The sequence below is a fragment of the Roseobacter sp. AzwK-3b genome (assembly GCF_000170875.1).
In the GTDB taxonomy this organism is placed as follows: domain Bacteria; phylum Pseudomonadota; class Alphaproteobacteria; order Rhodobacterales; family Rhodobacteraceae; genus Roseovarius; species Roseovarius litoreus.
The window spans coordinates 1-18783 of sequence record NZ_ABCR01000002.1 but is presented as its reverse complement, the minus strand read 5'-3'; the positions used below and the strand labels follow the sequence as shown (position 1 = coordinate 18783).

The following is an 18783-nucleotide window of genomic DNA, read 5'->3' as shown; positions in this document are numbered from 1 at the left end:
CATGCCGCCTGTCGTGATTGGCGCCGTGGCCCTGGGCGGGGCGGCGATTGCGGCTGGCGGTGTGGCCGCCGCCTTTGCCGCAGGCGGCCTTATCGGCTTTGCCGCCACCTTTGGCACCTCGGTCCTTCTGTCGGCCGCCTCGCAAGCCTTGATGCCCAAGCCCAAGGTCACGCCCACGCTGGGGCCGACCCTGCAGCTCAAGCCGCAGACCGTCAGCGTGCGCGAGCTGGTCATGCCCCGCGATCTCGTCTATGGCCGCACCCGCAAGGGCGGCACCATCGTGTTCCTGCACGAAAGCGGGCCTTCGGATCAGTATCTGCACATGGTGATCGTGCTGGCAGCCCATAGGGTGCAGTCGATCGGTGCTGTGTATTTTGACGGCGAGCAGGCGATCGACGCGAGCGGCACGCTGCTTGGCCGGTGGGTGGGGCATGTCACCGTGGACAAGAAGCTGGGCCATCCCGGTCAGACGGCCTTCGCAGGCCTCATGCGCGATGTCTCCGAGCATTGGACAGCAGCGCATCGGCTGGAAGGCTGTGCAGCCCTATACTTGCGTCTCACCTATGACCGGGATGTCTTTCCCGGCGGGATCCCGAGCATCTCGGCGGATATGACCGGCAAGGACGATATCCTTGATCCGCGCACGGGGCTGCGGGGCTACTCGGAGAATGCCGCGCTTTGCGTGGCCGACTATATGGCCCATCCGGTCTTCGGCCTCGGCGCGGGCATCGGGCTTGAGGACGGGATCGAGACCGCAAGCCTGATTGAGGCCGCCAATATCTGCGATGAGGCGGTGCCCCTGGCCGCAGGCGGCAGCGAGCCGCGCTACAGCTGCAATGGCATTGTCACGCTTGATCAATATCCCCAGCCAATCATTGAGGCGATGCTCACGGCCATGGCGGGGCGCTGTGTGTGGCAAGGCGGGGCCTGGCGCATTCATGCAGGCGCCTACCGCATGGCCGATGTCACGCTCGATGTGGAGGATCTGCGCGAGGGCGGCATTGCGCTCACCACGCGGCAAAGCCGGGCGTCGAACTTCAACGGCGTGCGCGGGCAGTTCATCAGCCCGGAGAATGACTGGCAGCCCGATGACTTCCCGGCCTATGCCTCGGTCACCTATGCAACGGAGGATGGCGGAGAGCGGGTCTGGCGGGATGTCTCGCTGCCCTTCACGATCTCGTCTTCAGCCGCACAGCGCATTGCCAAGATCGAGCTCGAGCGTGGCCGGCGCCAGCAGATGGTCAAATGGTCGGGCAAGCTCAGCGCCTGGAAAGCCGCCGCGGGCGATACGGTCCATCTCGACTATGCCCGTTGGGGCTTTGCCGGCAAACCCTTCGAGGTGCAATCGGCCCGGCTTGATCTGAGTGCCATGGGCGATGGCGTGATGCTGGTGCCCGAACTGATCCTGCGCGAGACCTCGCCGCGTGTTTATGACTGGGACGCCACCGAGGAGCAGATCTATGCCGCGGCCCCGCGTACGCGGCTGCCCTCGGCCTTCCGCACAGCCGCGCCGGGCGTGCCGGGGATTACAGAGGCGCTCTATGTCACCCGCGATGGCGGCGGCGCCAAGGTGCTGATCACGGCGCATTGGGCCCCGGCACCCTCAAGCTTTGCCGACACCTACCAGATCGAGGCGCGCCGCGATGGAGAACCTTGGATCGAGTATGGCCGCCAGGCGGGCACCCATCTGGAGATCCGGGACGCCAAGCCGGGGCAATGGGAGATCCGCGTCAAGGCGGTCTCATCCTTGGGGGTCTCGTCCGAGTGGCGTGTGGGGCGCGCGGAGATTGCGGGGCTCAGCGCACCGCCTGTAGCGTTGCAGAATGTCACGCTGCAGACCGTGGGCGGTTTGGTGATCCTCAAATGGGCGCGGGCGGCGGATGCGGATGTGCGGGTGGCTGGCAATATCGTCATTCGCCATAGCGGTGAGACGCCAGCCAGCTGGGCCAACAGCTATTCGATGGACCGGGTTGCCGGCGCCGAGGCGATTGCCGTGGTGCCGCTCAAGCCCGGGACATACCTTTTGCGCGCCGAGGATAGCGGTGGACGGCAAGGGCCGGTCACCACCATTGCCACGAAAGGCGCGCAGGCGCTGGCCTTTGCCGCCGTGGAGACCCTGCAGGCCGATGACAGCTTTCCGGGAGGCAAGACGGATCTTGTGGTCGAGGAGGCCACGCTGCGTCTGGCCACGGGCGTGGATGGCAACGGGGTGCCATATGTTCCGGTGGCCCAGGGGCTCTACAGCTTTGGGGCGGGTATGGATTTTGGCGCGCTGCGCCGGATCCGGCTGCGCAGTGAAATCAAGATGGGGGTGCTGGCTCTACTCGATGAGATCGACGCACGGCTGGAGCCCATCGATACATGGGCGGATTTTGACGGCACAGACGGGGCGGAGACCGATGTGGTCGTGGAGATCCGCGAGACCGATGATGATCCCACCGGATCACCTGCCTGGTCCGCTTGGGGCCGGGTCGACAACCATGAAATCGAGGCCCGCGCCATCGAAGCGCGCGCGCTCCTGCGCACGACGGATGCCAGCTATACGCCGGTGGCCTCGGTCCTGCGCCTGCATGCGGATGAGGTGGCGTGAGTGCGCCGTGAGGGATTGATCCGTGGTCTCTGAAAAACGCGTGGCCTGGCGGCATACGCGCGCCCGCACACCGCGCCCGCGCGTATTTTTGAAAATCGGAGTCACGACACATGGCCCAGACAGACAGCTACGAGCTTGGCAATGACGCAGGGCTGGCCTTCCGGCTGCGGCTCAATGCAGTTCTCGCCGCAGTGCAATCCACGAATGCCGGGCCGACCCCGCCGGTGCAGACCCGGCCGGGGATGCTGTGGTGCGACACGAGCGGAAGCACGCCTGTTCTGATGATCCGCACGCTCGGCGATGACGCCTGGGCGGAGCTGCTCGATGGTGGCACCTACTGAAATTGCCCGAGCAGGGACGAACCGCGCGGGCGCGCCTGTGCCGGCGCATCTCATCAATACACCTGACAGCGAAGAAAGGCCGGCAGATGGGCGGGCAAAGTTTACTCGAGATGCTCAACAGCGTCTTTGGCGGGGCGCTGACCACTCTGATTGGCGCCTTTACAGGCCGGCTGATGTATCACTCGGGCGAGGTCAAGCTTGGCAGGCGGCGGTTCTTTGGCAAGGAGCTTCTCTGGGAAATCCCCGTCGCCGTCGGCATGGCCCTCATTGGCGAGGCGGCCGCGAGCTATATGGGCCTCACCCAGCCGGTCTCGACCGGCTTTATTGCCACGCTGGCTTATCTCGGGCCGCGTGGGGCGGAAAGCCTGCTTGCCGCTTGGCTTGGGCGGCGGAAATAGCTCCCTTGAAACCCCGCGCGGCGCGCGCATCTACGAGGCATTCACACCGAAAGAAATTGGGAGGACGAATGCGATGGCAGACATTCCACAGATCCTGGGGCAGCTTGCGCGGGCCGAGGATCCCACAGAGGTGATCAAGGCCCATGTCCTGCAGGAAGGTGGCTTATGGCTGGAGCCCGGTGACCACGTGCGCAGCCTCGTTGAAATCCAACTCTGCGGCCTCGTGGGGATCGGACCCAGTGTGGCAGCTGCCGTCGATGATTGGATTATGCAGGCCAGACACGCCGCGCAGAAGGAAGAGGTTGCTGCTGCCGAGTAAGATCAGCCGCCTGTTCTGAGCGATAGACAAGACATGATGACACAACAAGCTGTCCCCCGGGGGCGGCTTTTGCTTTTTGAGGACCACGTGAAATGACACCATATGAGATCGCTCAAGGCTATATCGGCGCCACGGAAGGGCCCGGACCTGAAAACAATCCGACCATCATGGAGATGTATGCCTCGGTCGGCCATGACTGGGTCGAACATGACAGCGTCGCCTGGTGCGCTGCCTTTGTGGGCCATTGCCTTGAGAAGGCAGGACTGCGATCAACGCGCCAGCTGACAGCGCGGTCCTATCTCACGTGGGGGATAGGTGTTGCGAGGGACGACGCCCGACCGGGCGATATTGCCGTCTTTCCGCGGGGAGCCAAAAGCTGGCAGGGCCATGTTGTTTTTGTTCACCGCATCGAGGGAGGCTGGCTCTGGGGTTTGGGTGGCAACCATGGCGATGCTGTCTCGATCAAGCGCTTTGCCCTCTCCAAGATGCTCGGGGTCCGCCGGGCAGGCCAAGTGGCCCCGGCCGTGCAGATGAGCGTGCGCGATGTACAGTCTCGCCTCAAAGCCCTTGGCTATCACGAGGTCGGCGCTATCGACGGTATCATTGGGCCGCGCACACGCGCCGCGATCCTTGCTTTCCGTGATGACAATAGCCTGCCACGCATGCCAGTCATTGACGTGGCGCTTAAGGAGGCCTTGCGCGGCGCTCCACCACGTGACATCGCGCCAGAACGCGCACAGGGCGCCCCGGAGCGCAGCCGGATTATCAATGCCGCCAACGCCCAGATCGGGCTGGGGGCCGTCGGCGCTGCAGGCAGTCTGGCCAGCCAGCTGGACCCCGTGCTGCGCGACGCCGAGACCGCGCAAGGGCTACTGGCCCGTCTCATGGATAGTCTAGGTGTGGCGCATTGGGCACCCACACTCTTGCCGCTCTGCGCCGCGCTTGTTTTTGCCCTGGTGATTTTTTACGCCTTGCGAGCGCGCGCCGCACGCCTTGAAGATCATCAATCGGGGAAAACGCCATGAGCCTCCTGAGCACTTTTTTGCCGCCTGCGGTTCTGCGACGCCTGAGCCTGGCTTTTGCCTTGATCGGGGCAAGCTTCGCAGCACTTGCTGTCGCCTGGCGGCGGGGGCGTGCAGCAGGTCAGGCGGATTTTGCCATTCGTCAGGCGGATGCCCGGATTGCGGCGCTGCAGGCGGCGCGCAAGGCGCAAATGCAGGCTGGGAATTTGTCAGAGAGCTCGGTGCGCGACCGGCTTGCCCGCTGGAGGCGGGAAGACGATCGAGAGTGAACCCGACGCTCTCTGTCAGGTCAGTGCGCCCCGCAGCAATGTTTGTATTTGCGCCCAGATCCACAGGCACAGCGCTCGTTACGACCTGTCTTGGGGCTGTGGCTATGGGCCGAGAAATCAATCACATTGTCACGGCACGTGAGGCCCGCCGCATCCGGCGTGGCGCTGCCAACCCGCAGGGCGTAGGGATCGCGCTGGCGTCGCCACTCATTGATGCTGGCCACAGCCTGCGGCAGCAAAGCGGGGGCGCGTTCGTCCATCTCGTCAATCTCGGCCTCGGTCAAATCGCTCTCGCCGATGTCGATATCGTGCAGCAGGAGGATCAGGCTGACTGAGGCCGCAGCTTCTTCGTCATCGCCGCCTAGAATGCGGTTCCAGCCGTCCGGGGCAAACTGCATGCCGAGCTCGAACCCTGACACCCACGGCTCCCAGAGCGTCTCACCACTGTTCATGTCCTCTTCAAAAATCGGAGTCACCTTCCGCCCCTGATGCAGTTCGCTGGCAATGATGTTGTAATGTTCCATCACCGCATCGACGAGCATTTGCGCAGCAGCATCATCTGTCATGGGCATGATCCCTCCACCACCCCAGATCTGCGGCAGCCAGCGGGACGGGGTGACCAGATCCGGACTGACCAGGATCGCCGTCAAAAACCCGTTGAGCTCGCTCAGTGACATCGGCGGGTGATCCCAGTCGGTGAAGGGGATCTCGGAAAGCAGCTCCTCGAGAAACGCAAGCTGCCGCTTTGGATAAATCGATCGTGCCATCAAGCTGTCTTGTTCTGCTGCGGGACGGTGTTGTCCCATTCTTTTGCCACAGGTGTGCCATGCCCCATCTCCTTGCACCAGCCCTCCTCGGGATCATGACATTGAGCGCCTGCAGCGCGCCGCATCTATCATCGATAGATGACTGTGACTGGGCGTCACCAATCCGCCCCTCTGTGGCCGATCAGCTGACAGAGGACACAGCGCGCCAGATCCTGATCCATAACGAGACCGGGGCTGCGCTCTGCGGGTGGCAGCCATGAGCAGCGAGATCCACGAAGGGCCGGCCATCATGATCGGCTATGCCTATCGCCTCCGGCTTGAAGCGGAAGGAGTTCTGTTCCCTGAGGGCGCCGCTTTTGTTGGTCAGGTGCGCCAGAGCCCTAGGGCGACTGAGGTGCTGGCCACGCTGAGCAGCGCCAATGGCGGCCTGGTGCGGGTCGCCGATCATGCGCTGGATCTGCAGATTGTGGCCTCTGACACCGCTGGCATGGAGGTTGGATCCGTCGTGATCGATGTGGTGCGCACTGATGTCAGCCCCGATCTGCATCTGGGCTTTGCGCTGGAGATCCCGGTGCTGCTGCCCGTGACACGAGGGCTTTGAGATGGCGGACGCAATTTCTGTGGTCGGCTCCTCTGTGCCAATCCGGATCACGCCGTTCGAGGATCTGCCCTTGCGCGTTGCCCTGGCCGCGGGGCCGATGGTGGTCCGGCTCCGCGGCACGCCCGGGCCTGACGGTGCCATCGGCCCCCCGGGGCCGAAGGGCGATGAGGGCGCGCCCGGTATCACCATTCTTCCAACCGATGCGCCGATCAACGGAGGGTTCTTCTGATGGCCAATACAATCCAGTTCAAACGCCGTGTCTCCGGTGCGGCCGGTGCGCCCGCCGCGCTCAAATCCGGCGAGGTCGCTCATAACGAGGTGGAGGACACGCTCTATATCGGCAAGGGCGATGATGGGGCCGGCAATGCCACCTCCATCGCCGCACTGGCCGGACTTGGCGCCTTTGTGGCCCGGATCGGAGCCCAAAGCGTGGCCGGCAAGAAGACCTTCAGCACGGTGCCGGCCGCTGCGCAGGATGCCGCGGCCGGGTCCGACCTGGTGCGCAAATCGCAAATCGATACGCTCTTGAGCGGCAAGGCCAATAGTAGCCACACACATGGGCTGTCGGATGTCACGGGGCTGCAGGTGGCCCTCGACAGTAAGGCCGCCGTGAGCCATGGGCATGGTGCCGATGAGATCACCGACAGCACCCTGGCCGGGCGCGCGGTTTTGACAGCGGCGGATGTACCCGCACAGCACAGCCTGTTGGGGCTCGGCACCGCAGCCCTGATGAACAGCACGGCCTTTGCGGCTGCTGCCCATGGTCATGGGATCTCTGATGTCACCGGCCTGCAAACCGCCCTCACGGCCAAGGCGCCGCTGGCCTCGCCCGCGTTGACCGGCACGCCCACCGCGCCGACGCCTGCGTCGGGTGACACCTCCACCCGGCTCGCCACTACGGCCTATGTGCAGACCGAGATCGCCGGGCTCAACACCGGCGATATGCATGTCGCCACCTATGACAGTGACGCAGACGGCAAGGTAGATGCCGCCGAACTGGCCGATGCGGTGCCCTGGAGCGGTGTCACCGGCAAGCCGTCGAGCTTTGCGCCTGAAGCCCATGGGCATGCGCTCTCCGAGGTCACGGGATTACAGACCGCCCTGAACGGTAAAGCGCCGCTGGCCTCGCCGGGCTTCACCGGCACGCCGACAGCACCGACGGCGGCCAGCGGGACCAACACGACGCAGATCGCCACCACTGGCTTTGTCGCGGCCGCCATCGCGGCGCTGATCGACGCCGCGCCTGGCGCGCTTGATACGCTCAATGAATTGGCTGCGGCCCTGGGCGATGATCCCAATTTTGCCAGCACAGTCACCAACGGCCTCGCCGACAAGCTCGGCAAATCCGCAAATCTCTCGGATCTGACCAATGTGGCAACCGCGCGCAGCAATCTCGGGCTGGGCTCCATGGCGACCCAAGCGGCGAGCAACGTGGCCATCACCGGCGGCAGTATCTCCGGTATCGCCCTCGATGGCGGGACGTTCTGATCCCGCGTCTGGCTCATCACACCCCGATCAGGAGGCCATCCCATGGCATTCAAACTGAAGCGCTCGGCCGTGGCCGGCAAGGTGCCCACACCCACCCAGCTCGCGCTGGGTGAGAGGTGGTCCTGCTTTTTCGACCAGATTGCAGCCCAGTTAAGGTGGATCAAGGTTTCACATCAGGCTGCAATTCTCATGGGTTCCGTTTTGCTTGCATGGACCTCATCCGGGGTCAAGATGCCATGGGTCGAGTGGGGCCGCTCGGCGTTGTAATAGGCCAGCCATCGCCCGATACCCTCCCTGGCTTGTGACCCGGTCTCGAAGGCACGCAGGTAAACGCACTCGTATTTCAGCGACCGCCAAAGGCGCTCTATCATTCGATTGTCGATCCAGCGGCCCTTGCCATCCATCGATATCTTCACCTTGGCCTCCTTCAGTTCATCGATCCAGTCGCTGCTGGTGAACTGCGATCCCTGATCGGTGTTGAAGACCTCTGGCGGGCCATAGGTGGCCAGCGCCTCTTTCAGCGCCGCGACACAGAAGTCTGCCTCTAAGGTATTCGACAGACGCCAGGCCAGAACCTTGCGGCTATACCAATCCATGATGGCGACCAGATACAGGAACCCCCGCTCCATCCGGATATAGGTGATATCGGCGCACCAGACCTGATTGGGTCGGGTGATCGCCAACCCCTTGAGCAGGTAGGGGTAGATCTTGTGCGCCGGGTGTTTCTTGCTGGTGTTGGGCTCCTGGTAGATCGGCACCAACCGCATCAGACGCATCAGGCGCCGCACACGATGACGGCCGCACTTGTGACCCTGCCGCTTCATGTGACGCGCCATCTGGCGAGAGCCATACCACGGGGTCTCCAGGAACTGCTTGTCGATGATCTCCATGAAACGTAAGTTCTCAGCGCTTTCACCCTTGGGACGATAATACAGCGTAGAGCGCGACAATTGCAGCAGCGCACATTGCCGCCGCTGGCTCAGCTCATGATCCTTGCTCACCATTTTTTGCCTCGCGTCCCGAGCAGCTGAACCGAGGCATTGGCTAAAAAATCCCGTTCCACCACCAGCTGCCCGATCTTCGAATGCAGCTTCTCGATCTCAGCCTCGTTAACCTTCCCGGGATCAGCACCCCGCCGGGTGAACGCCGTGGCCATGTTCTCAATCGCCGCCCGCTTCCATGTGCTGATCTGGTTCGGATGCACGCCATACTTCTTCGACAGCTCGGCCAGCGTCATCTCTTCGCGGATCGCTTCAAGCGCGACCTTCGCCTTGAAATCAGGCGTATGCGTCTTTCTCTTTGCCATTTCGGATCGTCTCTTTCGTCATGCGATCCACCTTAACGCTTGGTCCAAGTTTCCGCGACCACCTCTGACGGATGTGGTCGCAGCCTATGCGCCACTGGCGGTTTGGGAGGTAGCTGAGGCTGTGTTTGCCGAAGTGGCAGTAGGTGCGTCTGGAGAGGTGGCGTTGTCTCTCTCACAGCCGGTGGCCGTTCTTGCCGCGCAAGTGCGCGCCGAGCGCGATCTGCGCCTCATGCAGACTGACTGGATTTACCTGCCCGATGTCACACCACCTGAGGATATCGCCGACTGGAAGGCGTATCGCCAGGCGCTCAGGGATGTGCCCCAGCAGGAAGGGTTTCCGGGGGAGGTGGTGTGGCCAGACTTTGGATAATACCCAAATCGCTGCCAATACGCTTATCTTCGGGTTTGACTAAGCACGACGAGGTAATGGTGACGGGAGAACGCTAAACTGCGCCTGTTCTATATTCTGGTCCAGAGGCCACGCAACCCAAAATGTTGACCCTTTATCCGGAACAGTTGAAAGCGCGATACAACCGCCAGCGCCTTTCACAATTTCTGAAACCACCGCCAAACCCAGTCCAGTTCCGCGTTGCCCTTTTGTCGTGAAGCCTTGTGTCCATAGATGTTTTCTAGCGGCTTCAGATATACCAGTTCCAGTATCTATCACTGTGAAGAGAGCAAAAGGGCCAGCTGGCACTTGTCCAATCTCGACCGTTGCACCTTCAGGCAATTTATCCGCAAAAATAATACTCAGTTCGATCTCTTTGATGTCTCCTTCCAAGGCATCACGAGCATTCAGCCCAAGGTTCAGCAATATCTGCATTATCTGCATTGGATCGACTTCGGCCTGGAGCGCGGCCTTGGGAAGCCGTATATTCACAACAAGATCAGGTGGGGCACCAAGTTTAAGAAGCTCCGCTGCGTTTTTGAGTAGCGCGCAAAAGTCAGTATCCTCGATCTGTGTCTGGCGTTGTCCTAAATCCCGGATCGGTTCCAAAAGGCCAATGACCTCACGGGCGGCACGGTGGATATCGGCAAATGTATCTTGCAACTGAATGCCTTTAGACTGCAGGTACAAGGGGTCTGACATATGCAAGATGATTGTTGTGAGATTAAACAAATCGTGCGTCAAGCCGGCCGAAAGCAAGTTGGATATTTCTTGTCTTTGCGCCCTCTGCACACGATCGCGCAACTCTAATCGGCTACGTTCCAAAACATTGCGCTGCGAGACATCTGCATTGATACAGACAATCTTGCCATCTGGCATTTTAGCAAGACTGAGTTCCTGTTCAAAGCGGGTGCCATCCGCTCTGAGTGCTAAAGCCTCACCTTGCCATTTTCCTGTAGCTCGCAATTCCGGGAAGGCGTCAGCAGCCAACGAAGCTGCCGCATCTGAACTGTACAGAGAATACCAGGGCTTACCTATCAGGTCTGTTGGCGAATCGTAACCAAACATTCGGGCATGTGCCAGATTGGTATCAAGGATGGTTCCTGCCTCATCTGTGACTGTAATGCCATCTGGCGTCGCATTTATAGCCGAATTGCGAAGGCGCAATTCATCTTCCAAGGCTTTGCGCTTCGAGATGTCGAGGTGAACACCCGCGATCTGACGCGGGCTGCCATCCGAATTCCATTCGGACACGCCACCACGGCTGAGTACCCAAACCCAGCGGCCAGAAAGGTGCCGAAGACGATATTCAACTTCCCAGTTTTTGGCCTTTCCAGCGAGACAGGTCTGAAATTCTTTCTCCATCGAAGGTAGGTCATCAGGATGCACCAACTCCCGCCAGTCCTCGTAGCGCATAGGCATCAACGCGTCGCGATCATACCCAAGCATATCGGCCCAGTAGCTGTTGATTGTTCCCTCACCGCTTGTAAGATCAAGGTGCCATGTACCTACCTGTGAACCCTTCATGACATTGCGAAGATAAATCTGCGCACCCTTCAGCGTCGTGATGTCTGTGAGCACATGAACTCTACCGCCATCTTCCGCGCCGCGCTCAGCAACACGAAACCACCGACCATCCTGTAGCCGAAGCTCCAGCTCAAAAGAAGATTTACGCCGACTTGACAAACGCTCGGCCAACCAAGCCTCTTGCGCCTCAGTGGCAATATCCAAAGCGCCGTTGGCAATGTCACGACGTAAGATCGCTTCAAATGTCATGCCGAGTTCAACGGCCCCCTCAGATCCCATATGCAATTGCGAATAGGCCCGGTTACAAATAACCAACCGGTCCTCGCGATCAAAATAAGCGACAGGATCTGAAATAGCGTCCATAGCATGTCGCAACCGCCGACGCACCGTGTTCAACTCAAGAATTGGTTCAAGATCTCCAGACTCATAGCTGACTACCAATTGGTGAATTTTACCGTCCAAGCCTCTTTGAGGCGCAATACGCCGCAGGTAATTCCGGCCATCCGAAGGGCTGATCTGCACTGCTTCATGTGCACGACCATTCAAAACCGCATCACAACCTAGAGGCAATCCCGGGTCGACCCGCAGCAAATGCGCCGCAGCCTCCAGCGGCATTCTTAAGCAATCGACATTCGGCGCAAACGGCTCGATAGCGTCAGGGGAAACGAAATCAATTCTGAGGTCGGAGGATAAAAGCAAGATTAGCATAAACCGCCTACTTTCGGTAGATTTAAAGCTGTCATTGATCAATGGAGCAAATGAAGTTTTCAGCAGCAATCAATCAGGCGGGGCGCATTGGCCATGGCGGCCATAATCGAAAACATTCTCCCTCAACACGGTTTTTGCTTAAATCAATTTGCTTTTGAACACATTCCTAGAGTGTAAAGATACCTTGAGGCACAGCCTAAAGTGTCCGCTGTTGCGGGCTAAGCGCCTCTATTCAGCTGCAGTTCGAAGAGCTTCCGGTATCGCGATTTCGTTGCGCAAATCTTCAAGTTCTATGAAGTCGTCAACAATCCGACGCAGATCGTCCGCAGGACGGAAACCTTCCGCCTTTAGCGAGCTTAGGAGTGTAACGCGTGCCCCAAAACGCTTAGCTTGTTGGATGGCATAGCAATAGTCGGTGTGACCACCGATCAGCAAGATATGATCGACCTGTTTAGCCATCATAATTATATCAACGCTCAAATCAGCCGTTATCGACCCTTTTACTCGCGCACCATCAACATCATCAAAGACGCGCGCCATTTTCCTGTGGATTTGGTACCCATTATAGTCAAGCCAATCCAGCAGCTTAACATATGGGTTCTCAACTTTATCGGCATCGACGATCGCATAATATTTGACTGTGGTCAGCTTTGAAACGCGCGCAAAACGAGATTTTAGCCGTCGATAATCAATCTTCATGCCGAGGCCAAAACCCAAGCTGGTCAACGCCTGACCGTCGATCAGAATTGCAAGTTTATCCGTTGAGTATAGCATGTTGTAATCCAGCAAAAAAACGGCCGACTTCAGTAAAAGCTTTCACACCGGAGCGCGCAAATGCGCAAGAGTTAGATGTTTGTTCTTAAGTTATCAAAAAGTCTCAAAAAGTTATATATTGATCAATATGAGATAATTCTCCCGTCAAAGTTCAAACAGCACTGAATTAAAATTATCATTTTGTGATTTCACAAAGACCTACCGACAGACTGAAATGCTTATTACCGCCATGGACATTGGACTCCCAAATGCACAAAAGCCACGTCGCGCTGCAAGTTATTCATTCTTGACCAGACGTTAAGAGACATCCAACTTTACCCAGAAAAATACTGCATTGCCTGAATATTAAAATTATAAAACAATGATTTAAATGCTTCTGAAAATCCATCTACATTTGAAGGACCGTGAGATGACGGCATCTTTGTGGAGAGAATTTTTGCGGTATCCACAGAGTTTTCCACAGCCGCCTGCATGCGGAACCTTCGATGTCTTATTTTGGGATTTTTACAATAATCATCCACTTAAACCGGACGATTTTTTTGTAACTTTTGAGAATATGTCTGATCTCAAACATTGAACACGATAGGCAGGGCAATGTAATCGGCAGCGCTCGATGCCTCGGTGAGGACACAAAGATCATGCCCTTGCGCCCGACGGCACATCGCCAAACGCTATATCCCTTCCAGCTTACTAGCCAACCGTGGAAAGTTCAGGATTATTCCAATGAGGGCACTTTGTTAAAGTAAAAGGGCCCTCCATCGACTTAACAACAGAGGGCCAGGTAGACAGTTAGAGTCGTAGCAGCAAACTGCGACATTCTGTGGATAACTCTTCGCCGGCCAAAAGGCCCGTGTTCGATGGATTTCTTATTGCCTCAAAAGATATGCCCCCTGCCGAGTTAACGACAGAGGGCCTAAGACGCAGCATGATACCATGAAAGAAGCGATTCAACCTCATGGATGTCTAGCATGGGGGATGCATTGACATCACGCTGCATGTTCTTGACGCTAAACGTGATGCCCGAATTCACAAGCACCCATAAGATAAAATGAGACCTCACTCGATAGAGCGATGGGCAACTCGAGCGACGGGGCTCGCAAATTATAATGTAAGTATCTGCTGCATTTGCGGCCCTTTAAATAGTAATTGGCCGCTATTGAATTGAGGGCGGTCGCCACAGCAGTGGGTCTTAGCAGTTGTTTTGGTTCTGTATCAGTTGCCGGCGTGAGCGCTGGGGAGATTTGCAGACACGTATACCAAATCGGGTATAGCTGGTATGGGGCGTTATCAAGGCTTATAAGGGCTATATTTTTACTTGTTAATCAATGAGTTAAAAGGCCGCCGCCTGGCCGCTTTTCGGCGTTGCATTGGACCTGCAGTCGGTGTCCTGAGCCGGGTGCCGTGCTGGGTTTGTTTCGGGAATTTGAGCCTTGCGCCCGCCCAGCGACCCGTGGCTTTGTTTCGGGACTCGCGGGATGTGTCAGATCGGCGGCATCAGGTGGTTGGCTTTGTTTCGGGAATTTGGCCTTCGCACGTGGCCATGGGCTGCTGGCTTTGTTTCGGGATATCGAGCCTCGCGTCAGATCGGCGACGTCAGGCGCCTGGCTTTGTTTCGGGAATCCAGCCTTCGTGCGTGGCCATTGGCTGCTGGTTTTGTTTCGGGATATGGGATGCAGCGTAATGAGGCTGCCTCTTGCGCAACTCGCGAGGGCCAGCGATCCATCGCTTTGCACCGCAGTACTCGGAGCAGCAAGGCTGATCATCAGGCGCGCCCGGAAGGCGTCGCAACCGCCCTACCCTTTACCGATTGCCGTGTTTTGCGCGCCGAGCACGCGCGCGACGGTCGCGAGATCCAAAAGCGGAACGCTGGATGGGGACGGCTCGTGTGACATGCCAGTATGTCCTTTTGTGTCTTTGCGCCGCGGGCCCTAGGTGGAAAAATCTATATTTAGGCGCGCGATCGAAAACAACCACAACATATAGAAATTCGAGGCTTTAAGCAAGCGTGTGGCCCCGTTTTGCCCTCACGCCATAGCTGCCACGCGATCGCGCAATATCACGTATCAAATGGGGCGATCCGAGACCCAAGATAGTTCGCATGCTCAGATCACATATGACACGATCTTCTTTGGGAATTTTGGGCACGCGCGCCCATATACGCCGCAGGATATGCGTATGCAGCAATCAAGCTACGGGACGCGCCATCTGGTGCGGCTCGGACAACTTCTATCTGAGATCCCTGCTCAGGACCGGGATCAGCCCCCAATGACCGTGAGCGAGCTGAACGGCTTTCTCATCGGCGTAGCTCTTAGCCCAGACCCGGTGGATCCGCAGCTGTGGCTTCCCTGCATCTGGGGTGGTGGCAGCTCTATCCCCCTCTCCGATGCTGTCGTGGCGCAACTGCTCATCGACGCGGTGGTGGAGCATTATAACGAAATCTTGCGCCAGCTTCATGAAACCTCGGCCTGTGATTTGGTCCTCAAAGATCACCCAAACCAGCTGGACACACGTTGGGAGCCCTGGGTTGCCGGGTTCGAACTCGCGATGATATTGGCCTCAGACGGGTGGCAGCGGATGATGAAAAGTGACGACGAGGACGCGTCGTCGGCGCTGAGCCTTATCATGGCGCTTTACGCAATCGATATGGGCGAAAGCACTCTGAGTAAGCAGCAGGTGCAGATTTTTGAAAAAACAGCCCCTGAGTTACTGCCGCATTGTGTGACAGTGTTCCAAAAATGGCGGCGCAGGCGCAATCCGTTTACGTGCCAGACACAGCTCAAAAAGCAGGACGTAAACCAGTTTATCTTGAGCGAGAATATGCGCGCGTTTCCAGAAGATGCAGCCTTTCCTTGTACGCCTCCAGATGCGTGCCGCTGCGGCTCCGGCCGCCAGTATATCAAGTGTTGTGGCGCGCATTAAAGCGTTTCGCGAAAAACCTGACACACAGATTTTCGCGAAATGCGGTGCTCGGTTCAATCGTTGCACGCGTTCCGCCTGTCGCTGATGCTGCAGGTTAAAGGCGGAACGCTTTAGACCGGCGCGCCAGAAACCCTCCGTCCCGCAATCCGCTCAAATTGTCTCATAGGTGCTGACGTCAGACACTTCCTGTTGAAGGCCTCAACCAATTCCAGCTGGAAATCACAATTGACACGGACAATCCACCAAGATGCGCGGGCATAGCACTTGCCACCTCCCCCATGCCTCCGTTACCTCTAGGGTAGGTCTGCCTTAGCGCGCGCCGTCACTCAAAGAGCCGGGAAACAGATGGAAAAATCACTCGCTCATATCATGGAAGAGTTTGCCATGCTGTTCGCCGTAGTGGACCCCATCGGGACGATCCCTGTGTTTTTGGCGATTGTGATCTCGCTGCCAGAGGAAAAACGGTCGAGTGTCGCGTTCAAAGCGGTCCTCATCGCCGGGTCGCTTCTGCTCTTCTTCATCGCATTTGGTCAGATGTTCCTGGAAGCGATCGGCGTAAGCCTGTCGTCCTTCCAACTTGCGGGATCCCTGGTGCTGCTGCTCTTTGGCCTCAACATGATATTCGGCGAGGCAAGACAAGACAGCGAAATAGGCTTGGCTGAAAAGTCCGACGTCGAGCTAGCCGTCTACCCGCTTGCAATACCCTCCATCGCCTCCCCCGGCGCCCTGTTGGCCGTGGTGCTCTTAACCGACAATCGCACCACGCCAATCCTGGAACAAGTGATCACAACAGGGCTTGTGCTGGTCATCCTGATGATGACCCTTGCGTGCCTTTTACTTGCGACGCGGGTTCACAAGATCATCGGCAATGCAGGCTCCTCGATTATCAGCCGTGTCATGGGGCTGATAATTTCAGCTTTAGCCGTGGAAACAGGGCTCGACGCACTCTCGATCCGTTTTGGGCTCTGAGCGGCGCGAAGCTTGCCGCAGGGGCGCCAAAGTCGGCGCGGTGCAGGTTTGCTGAGGTAAGGTTGCCCAACATTGCATCACCAATACCCTGCCAGGCCCACGGCCACCTCGGGACATTGGTGATGTACTTTGATACAAGGCAAACTGGACACGCTCCAGGAAGCGCGTGGGTGCGCGCCGCTAACATAGCCCTGACCCGCACCTTGCAAAATCTTTGCAACTCTCGCAACTTTACCTATAGTAGTAGCATGGATGATTACACACCATCCGAGGATGACATGAACGTAAAAGTGAACAAATATCCTCAGCTACGACAGCTATGCTGGAACCGTCCCAACGATGCCGTTGTGGACGGACAAACTGCGCTTGCGCTCTACGAGCGCAACTGGAGATTTATTGATCATGATGCGCTCACCCCAGCCGAGCAAAAACTTCTGGATCGCCTTGTTGCTGTGCACGGCAACGGTCACTTTCTTGCCGCTTGATGAACGAGCCGCAGGGTGCTGACTTATTCCGACGGAAACATCATAATGATATTCTTGATGTACTTCGCTGCTTAAAGCGTTTCGCGGAAAACTGAATCACAGATTTTCGCGAAATGCAGTGCTCCGTTCAATCGTTGCACGCGTTCCGCCTGTCGCTGATGCCTCAGGTTAAAGGCGGAACGCTTTAAATGGCGCGTTACTTCGCGATGCAGAGTGCTATTTCGGTCGGGGCACGGCGATTGTTTTAAGCCTTGATGAGTATCGTGAGAGCGTGGACATCGATTTCCTCTGCGCCTCTCAACCGGGATATAGGAAGCTCCGCCAAGCCGTTTGGGGCATGTCTGATCTTGATTGGCTATTACTTCCAGGGACCAAGCTTAAAACACTGCGTGATGTTAGAACCGACCAATATGGCATCCGCACTTTGATAGGGGTGGCGGATGTATCAATCAAATTTGAGATCGTCCGTGAAGCTCGAATTCAGCTCGCGGGTGAGATGGATCACCGCTTCGGCGTCCCCGTTCTAAACCGGGACTGCATGTATGCAGAGAAACTGCTCGCGAATGCTGATCGCTGGGCAGACAAGGCGGTTCTCAACCGAGACGTCCTTGATCTGTCGATGATGATCTCACGCTGGGGGCCGATCCCTGACGGCGCGTGGGCCATCGCCGATAGGTGCCTACGGCGACACAGTTCGCAAGGCATACGACGCAGCAATCACGCGCATACGAAACACGGAGTGGCTTCGGGAGTGCATGGCCGGCATGGCTATGGATCCGGCTATTGAAGGTGAGATACTCGCCCAACACGGTGGCCCCTTGAACCAAAAGCTGTGATGAATTCACGAGACGCGTAGTCGCACTCGACATTGATTTTACCCTTTTGACCCACCGCGAAGATATTCGCGGAATGCAGTGCTCTGCCCAATCGTTGCACGCGTTCCGCCTTTGGCTGGTGCCTCACGTTAGAGGCGGAACGCTTTAGGTTGAAGCCGGCCTGCTGTGGGCGAGCATAGGCCCGAATTCGCGATCACGTCTCCGGTTGTGCCGCATCCACAGCAAAATCATCAGCTGCACGTTAAGACGCGCGAATGCGAGGACATAAAAGACGATACCACGTCTAAGCACTGCGCTCGCTTCACTCAGTTTTGTTTCCGGGCCCGGGTTTACCAATGCGAATACCAGGACGGTCATCTGGGCTGCCAATGAACTCGATGCCGGCGGATTCTAAGGCGTTCACAAGAGCTGAACTATTTGCTTGCGTACTTGTCGGAGGGTCATCTTGAGCTTCAATCCGCTTAATGGTGCTCGTGCTGACTTTTGAGCGTTCTGACAGTTCGGCAACACTCCATCTTAACGCTAATCGCGCAAGACGTATTTGAAGTCCGGCTATTGATTTTTGGCTCATTTGATACTATTTAGTTCATATGAAGCAAACACTGACAAACATAAGTACAAACTGGCGCTCCGCATTCCAGCGCCTCGAGGGCGCCTACTCGCCGGCCACCATGCGCAGCTATCGCGGCGATGTCGAGGCCTTTGAAATCTGGTGCCACGAAAATGGCATTCCAACGCTGTTTCCGGCAGAGGTCGAGACACTGTGCCAGTTCCTGGAAGATCAAGGGCAGACAAAGGCGCCCTCAACCGTCAAGAGGCGGATCGGTGCGATCCGTCTCATACATAACTTGCTCGACCTGCCCGATCCGACCGTGCATCCGGATGTCAAATTGGCGCTCCGTCGTGCCTGCCGGTTGAAGCCCGCGCGTCCAAAGCAGGCCAAAGCGCTCACACGCGATTATCTGGATCAGTTTCTGGCCGCACAGCCGGATACACCTTGGGGGTTGCGCAATCGCGCGATGCTGTCCTTGGGCTATGAGTTGCTGACACGCCGCTCTGAACTCATCGCGTAAAGA

The 18783-nt window shown here is 57.8% G+C and carries 19 protein-coding genes and 1 pseudogene; 15 read left to right on the top strand and 5 right to left on the bottom strand.

What is annotated here, in order from left to right; all coding sequences use genetic code 11:
- Position 1 precedes the first annotated feature (1 nt).
- The 6 genes from RAZWK3B_RS04240 (at position 2) to RAZWK3B_RS04215 (ending at position 4939) form a co-directional block, all read left to right on the top strand.
- Positions 2 to 2590 carry a phage tail protein gene (locus tag RAZWK3B_RS04240; protein WP_007812542.1) on the top strand — a complete coding sequence of 863 codons (2589 nt, stop codon included), beginning with the start codon at positions 2 to 4 and terminating at the stop codon, positions 2588 to 2590.
- A 110-nt stretch (positions 2591 to 2700) separates the two neighbouring features.
- Positions 2701 to 2931, top strand: a complete 231-nt coding sequence (locus tag RAZWK3B_RS04235; protein WP_007812540.1) for a hypothetical protein — start codon at positions 2701 to 2703, stop codon at positions 2929 to 2931.
- 86 nt (positions 2932 to 3017) lie between these two features.
- Positions 3018 to 3329, top strand: a complete 312-nt coding sequence (locus RAZWK3B_RS04230; RefSeq protein WP_007812539.1) for a phage holin family protein — start codon at positions 3018 to 3020, stop codon at positions 3327 to 3329.
- 73 nt (positions 3330 to 3402) lie between these two features.
- The gene (locus RAZWK3B_RS04225) at positions 3403 to 3648 is read left to right on the top strand and encodes a hypothetical protein (protein ID WP_007812537.1); all 246 of its coding nucleotides are present in this window, start codon (positions 3403 to 3405) and stop codon (positions 3646 to 3648) included.
- A 92-nt stretch (positions 3649 to 3740) separates the two neighbouring features.
- Entirely contained in the window at positions 3741 to 4673 is a 933-nt protein-coding gene (locus tag RAZWK3B_RS04220) for a C40 family peptidase (RefSeq protein WP_007812535.1), read from the top strand.
- On the top strand, positions 4670 to 4939 hold the full coding sequence (locus tag RAZWK3B_RS04215; protein ID WP_007812533.1) for a hypothetical protein: 270 nt from the start codon (positions 4670 to 4672) through the stop codon (positions 4937 to 4939). The genes RAZWK3B_RS04220 and RAZWK3B_RS04215 overlap by 4 nt, the downstream gene beginning before the upstream one ends.
- Positions 4940 to 4959: 20 nt before the next feature.
- Here RAZWK3B_RS04215 and RAZWK3B_RS20875 read toward each other — a convergent pair whose 3' ends face one another.
- Complete coding sequence (locus RAZWK3B_RS20875) at positions 4960 to 5706, bottom strand: UPF0149 family protein (protein ID WP_007812531.1); 747 nt, start codon at positions 5704 to 5706, stop codon at positions 4960 to 4962.
- Between the two features lie 256 nt (positions 5707 to 5962).
- Here RAZWK3B_RS20875 and RAZWK3B_RS04200 point away from each other — a divergent pair, with 256 nt between their 5' ends.
- From RAZWK3B_RS04200 to RAZWK3B_RS04190, 3 genes are read left to right on the top strand one after another with little or no spacing between them, the layout of a single operon-like run.
- Entirely contained in the window at positions 5963 to 6307 is a 345-nt protein-coding gene (locus RAZWK3B_RS04200) for a hypothetical protein (RefSeq protein WP_007812529.1), read from the top strand.
- A 1-nt stretch (position 6308) separates the two neighbouring features.
- Positions 6309 to 6536 carry a hypothetical protein gene (locus tag RAZWK3B_RS04195; protein WP_007812527.1) on the top strand — a complete coding sequence of 76 codons (228 nt, stop codon included), beginning with the start codon at positions 6309 to 6311 and terminating at the stop codon, positions 6534 to 6536.
- Positions 6536 to 7795, top strand: coding sequence for a phage tail fiber repeat family protein (locus RAZWK3B_RS04190; protein WP_007812525.1), 1260 nt, complete (start codon positions 6536 to 6538; stop codon positions 7793 to 7795). The genes RAZWK3B_RS04195 and RAZWK3B_RS04190 overlap by 1 nt, the downstream gene beginning before the upstream one ends.
- 173 nt (positions 7796 to 7968) lie before the next feature.
- Here RAZWK3B_RS04190 and RAZWK3B_RS04185 read toward each other — a convergent pair.
- Positions 7969 to 9101, bottom strand: a protein-coding gene (locus RAZWK3B_RS04185; protein WP_502685140.1) for an IS3 family transposase whose coding sequence is annotated in 2 segments (ribosomal slippage) — positions 7969 to 8828 and positions 8828 to 9101 — 1134 coding nt in all. Because the reading frame shifts where the segments join, the coding sequence is not laid out codon by codon here.
- A 163-nt stretch (positions 9102 to 9264) separates the two neighbouring features.
- Here RAZWK3B_RS04185 and RAZWK3B_RS21030 point away from each other — a divergent pair.
- Positions 9265 to 9471, top strand: coding sequence for a tail fiber assembly protein (locus RAZWK3B_RS21030; RefSeq protein ID WP_198133244.1), 207 nt, complete (start codon positions 9265 to 9267; stop codon positions 9469 to 9471).
- A 39-nt stretch (positions 9472 to 9510) separates the two neighbouring features.
- Here the strand turns inward: RAZWK3B_RS21030 and RAZWK3B_RS04165 are convergent, their stop codons facing one another.
- Together RAZWK3B_RS04165 and RAZWK3B_RS04160 are read right to left on the bottom strand one after the other, a co-directional pair.
- Positions 9511 to 11793 carry a PAS domain-containing protein gene (locus RAZWK3B_RS04165; RefSeq protein ID WP_232279476.1) on the bottom strand — a complete coding sequence of 761 codons (2283 nt, stop codon included), beginning with the start codon at positions 11791 to 11793 and terminating at the stop codon, positions 9511 to 9513.
- Between the two features lie 159 nt (positions 11794 to 11952).
- Positions 11953 to 12513: a LabA-like NYN domain-containing protein gene (locus RAZWK3B_RS04160; protein WP_007812514.1), complete on the bottom strand. Its 561-nt coding sequence runs from the start codon at positions 12511 to 12513 to the stop codon at positions 11953 to 11955.
- Positions 12514 to 14673: 2160 nt separating this feature from the next.
- Here RAZWK3B_RS04160 and RAZWK3B_RS04155 point away from each other — a divergent pair.
- From RAZWK3B_RS04155 to RAZWK3B_RS04140, 4 genes and pseudogenes are all read left to right on the top strand, one after another.
- A complete protein-coding gene (locus RAZWK3B_RS04155) occupies positions 14674 to 15417 on the top strand; it encodes a YecA/YgfB family protein (RefSeq protein ID WP_007812512.1) in 744 nt (247 codons plus the stop codon).
- Positions 15418 to 15762: 345 nt separating this feature from the next.
- Positions 15763 to 16386 (top strand): MarC family protein, encoded by a 624-nt coding sequence (locus tag RAZWK3B_RS04150; protein ID WP_007812510.1) that lies wholly within the window; start codon positions 15763 to 15765, stop codon positions 16384 to 16386.
- A 122-nt stretch (positions 16387 to 16508) separates the two neighbouring features.
- Positions 16509 to 16871, top strand: coding sequence for a protein-tyrosine phosphatase family protein (locus RAZWK3B_RS21570; RefSeq protein WP_232279475.1), 363 nt, complete (start codon positions 16509 to 16511; stop codon positions 16869 to 16871).
- Positions 16872 to 17097: 226 nt separating this feature from the next.
- A pseudogene (locus RAZWK3B_RS04140) lies at positions 17098 to 17658 on the top strand (nucleotidyl transferase AbiEii/AbiGii toxin family protein); the annotation flags it as partial.
- A 350-nt stretch (positions 17659 to 18008) separates the two neighbouring features.
- On the opposite strand, the gene RAZWK3B_RS21915 reads toward RAZWK3B_RS04140, so the two are convergent.
- Positions 18009 to 18278: a helix-turn-helix domain-containing protein gene (locus RAZWK3B_RS21915; RefSeq protein WP_157132145.1), complete on the bottom strand. Its 270-nt coding sequence runs from the start codon at positions 18276 to 18278 to the stop codon at positions 18009 to 18011.
- A gap of 19 nt (positions 18279 to 18297) precedes the next feature.
- Here RAZWK3B_RS21915 and RAZWK3B_RS04130 point away from each other — a divergent pair, with 19 nt between their 5' ends.
- Positions 18298 to 18780 carry a tyrosine-type recombinase/integrase gene (locus tag RAZWK3B_RS04130; RefSeq protein WP_007812506.1) on the top strand — a complete coding sequence of 161 codons (483 nt, stop codon included), beginning with the start codon at positions 18298 to 18300 and terminating at the stop codon, positions 18778 to 18780.
- The last annotated feature ends 3 nt before the right edge of the window (positions 18781 to 18783 follow it).

What these genes read in the sequence shown, in the direction of transcription:
- RAZWK3B_RS21570 (WP_232279475.1), top strand. Translation starts at nt 16,509, where the DNA reads ATGTACTTTGATACAAGGCAAACTGGACACGCTCCAGGAAGCGCGTGG.
- RAZWK3B_RS21915 (WP_157132145.1), bottom strand. Translation starts at nt 18,278, where the DNA reads ATGAGCCAAAAATCAATAGCCGGACTTCAAATACGTCTTGCGCGATTA.
- RAZWK3B_RS04195 (WP_007812527.1), top strand. Translation starts at nt 6,309, where the DNA reads ATGGCGGACGCAATTTCTGTGGTCGGCTCCTCTGTGCCAATCCGGATC.
- RAZWK3B_RS04225 (WP_007812537.1), top strand. Translation starts at nt 3,403, where the DNA reads ATGGCAGACATTCCACAGATCCTGGGGCAGCTTGCGCGGGCCGAGGAT.
- RAZWK3B_RS04200 (WP_007812529.1), top strand. Translation starts at nt 5,963, where the DNA reads ATGAGCAGCGAGATCCACGAAGGGCCGGCCATCATGATCGGCTATGCC.
- RAZWK3B_RS04235 (WP_007812540.1), top strand. Translation starts at nt 2,701, where the DNA reads ATGGCCCAGACAGACAGCTACGAGCTTGGCAATGACGCAGGGCTGGCC.
- RAZWK3B_RS04190 (WP_007812525.1), top strand. Translation starts at nt 6,536, where the DNA reads ATGGCCAATACAATCCAGTTCAAACGCCGTGTCTCCGGTGCGGCCGGT.
- RAZWK3B_RS20875 (WP_007812531.1), bottom strand. Translation starts at nt 5,706, where the DNA reads ATGGCACGATCGATTTATCCAAAGCGGCAGCTTGCGTTTCTCGAGGAG.
- RAZWK3B_RS04215 (WP_007812533.1), top strand. Translation starts at nt 4,670, where the DNA reads ATGAGCCTCCTGAGCACTTTTTTGCCGCCTGCGGTTCTGCGACGCCTG.
- RAZWK3B_RS04155 (WP_007812512.1), top strand. Translation starts at nt 14,674, where the DNA reads ATGCAGCAATCAAGCTACGGGACGCGCCATCTGGTGCGGCTCGGACAA.
- RAZWK3B_RS04130 (WP_007812506.1), top strand. Translation starts at nt 18,298, where the DNA reads ATGAAGCAAACACTGACAAACATAAGTACAAACTGGCGCTCCGCATTC.
- RAZWK3B_RS04220 (WP_007812535.1), top strand. Translation starts at nt 3,741, where the DNA reads ATGACACCATATGAGATCGCTCAAGGCTATATCGGCGCCACGGAAGGG.
- RAZWK3B_RS04230 (WP_007812539.1), top strand. Translation starts at nt 3,018, where the DNA reads ATGGGCGGGCAAAGTTTACTCGAGATGCTCAACAGCGTCTTTGGCGGG.
- RAZWK3B_RS04240 (WP_007812542.1), top strand. Translation starts at nt 2, where the DNA reads ATGCCGCCTGTCGTGATTGGCGCCGTGGCCCTGGGCGGGGCGGCGATT.
- RAZWK3B_RS04150 (WP_007812510.1), top strand. Translation starts at nt 15,763, where the DNA reads ATGGAAAAATCACTCGCTCATATCATGGAAGAGTTTGCCATGCTGTTC.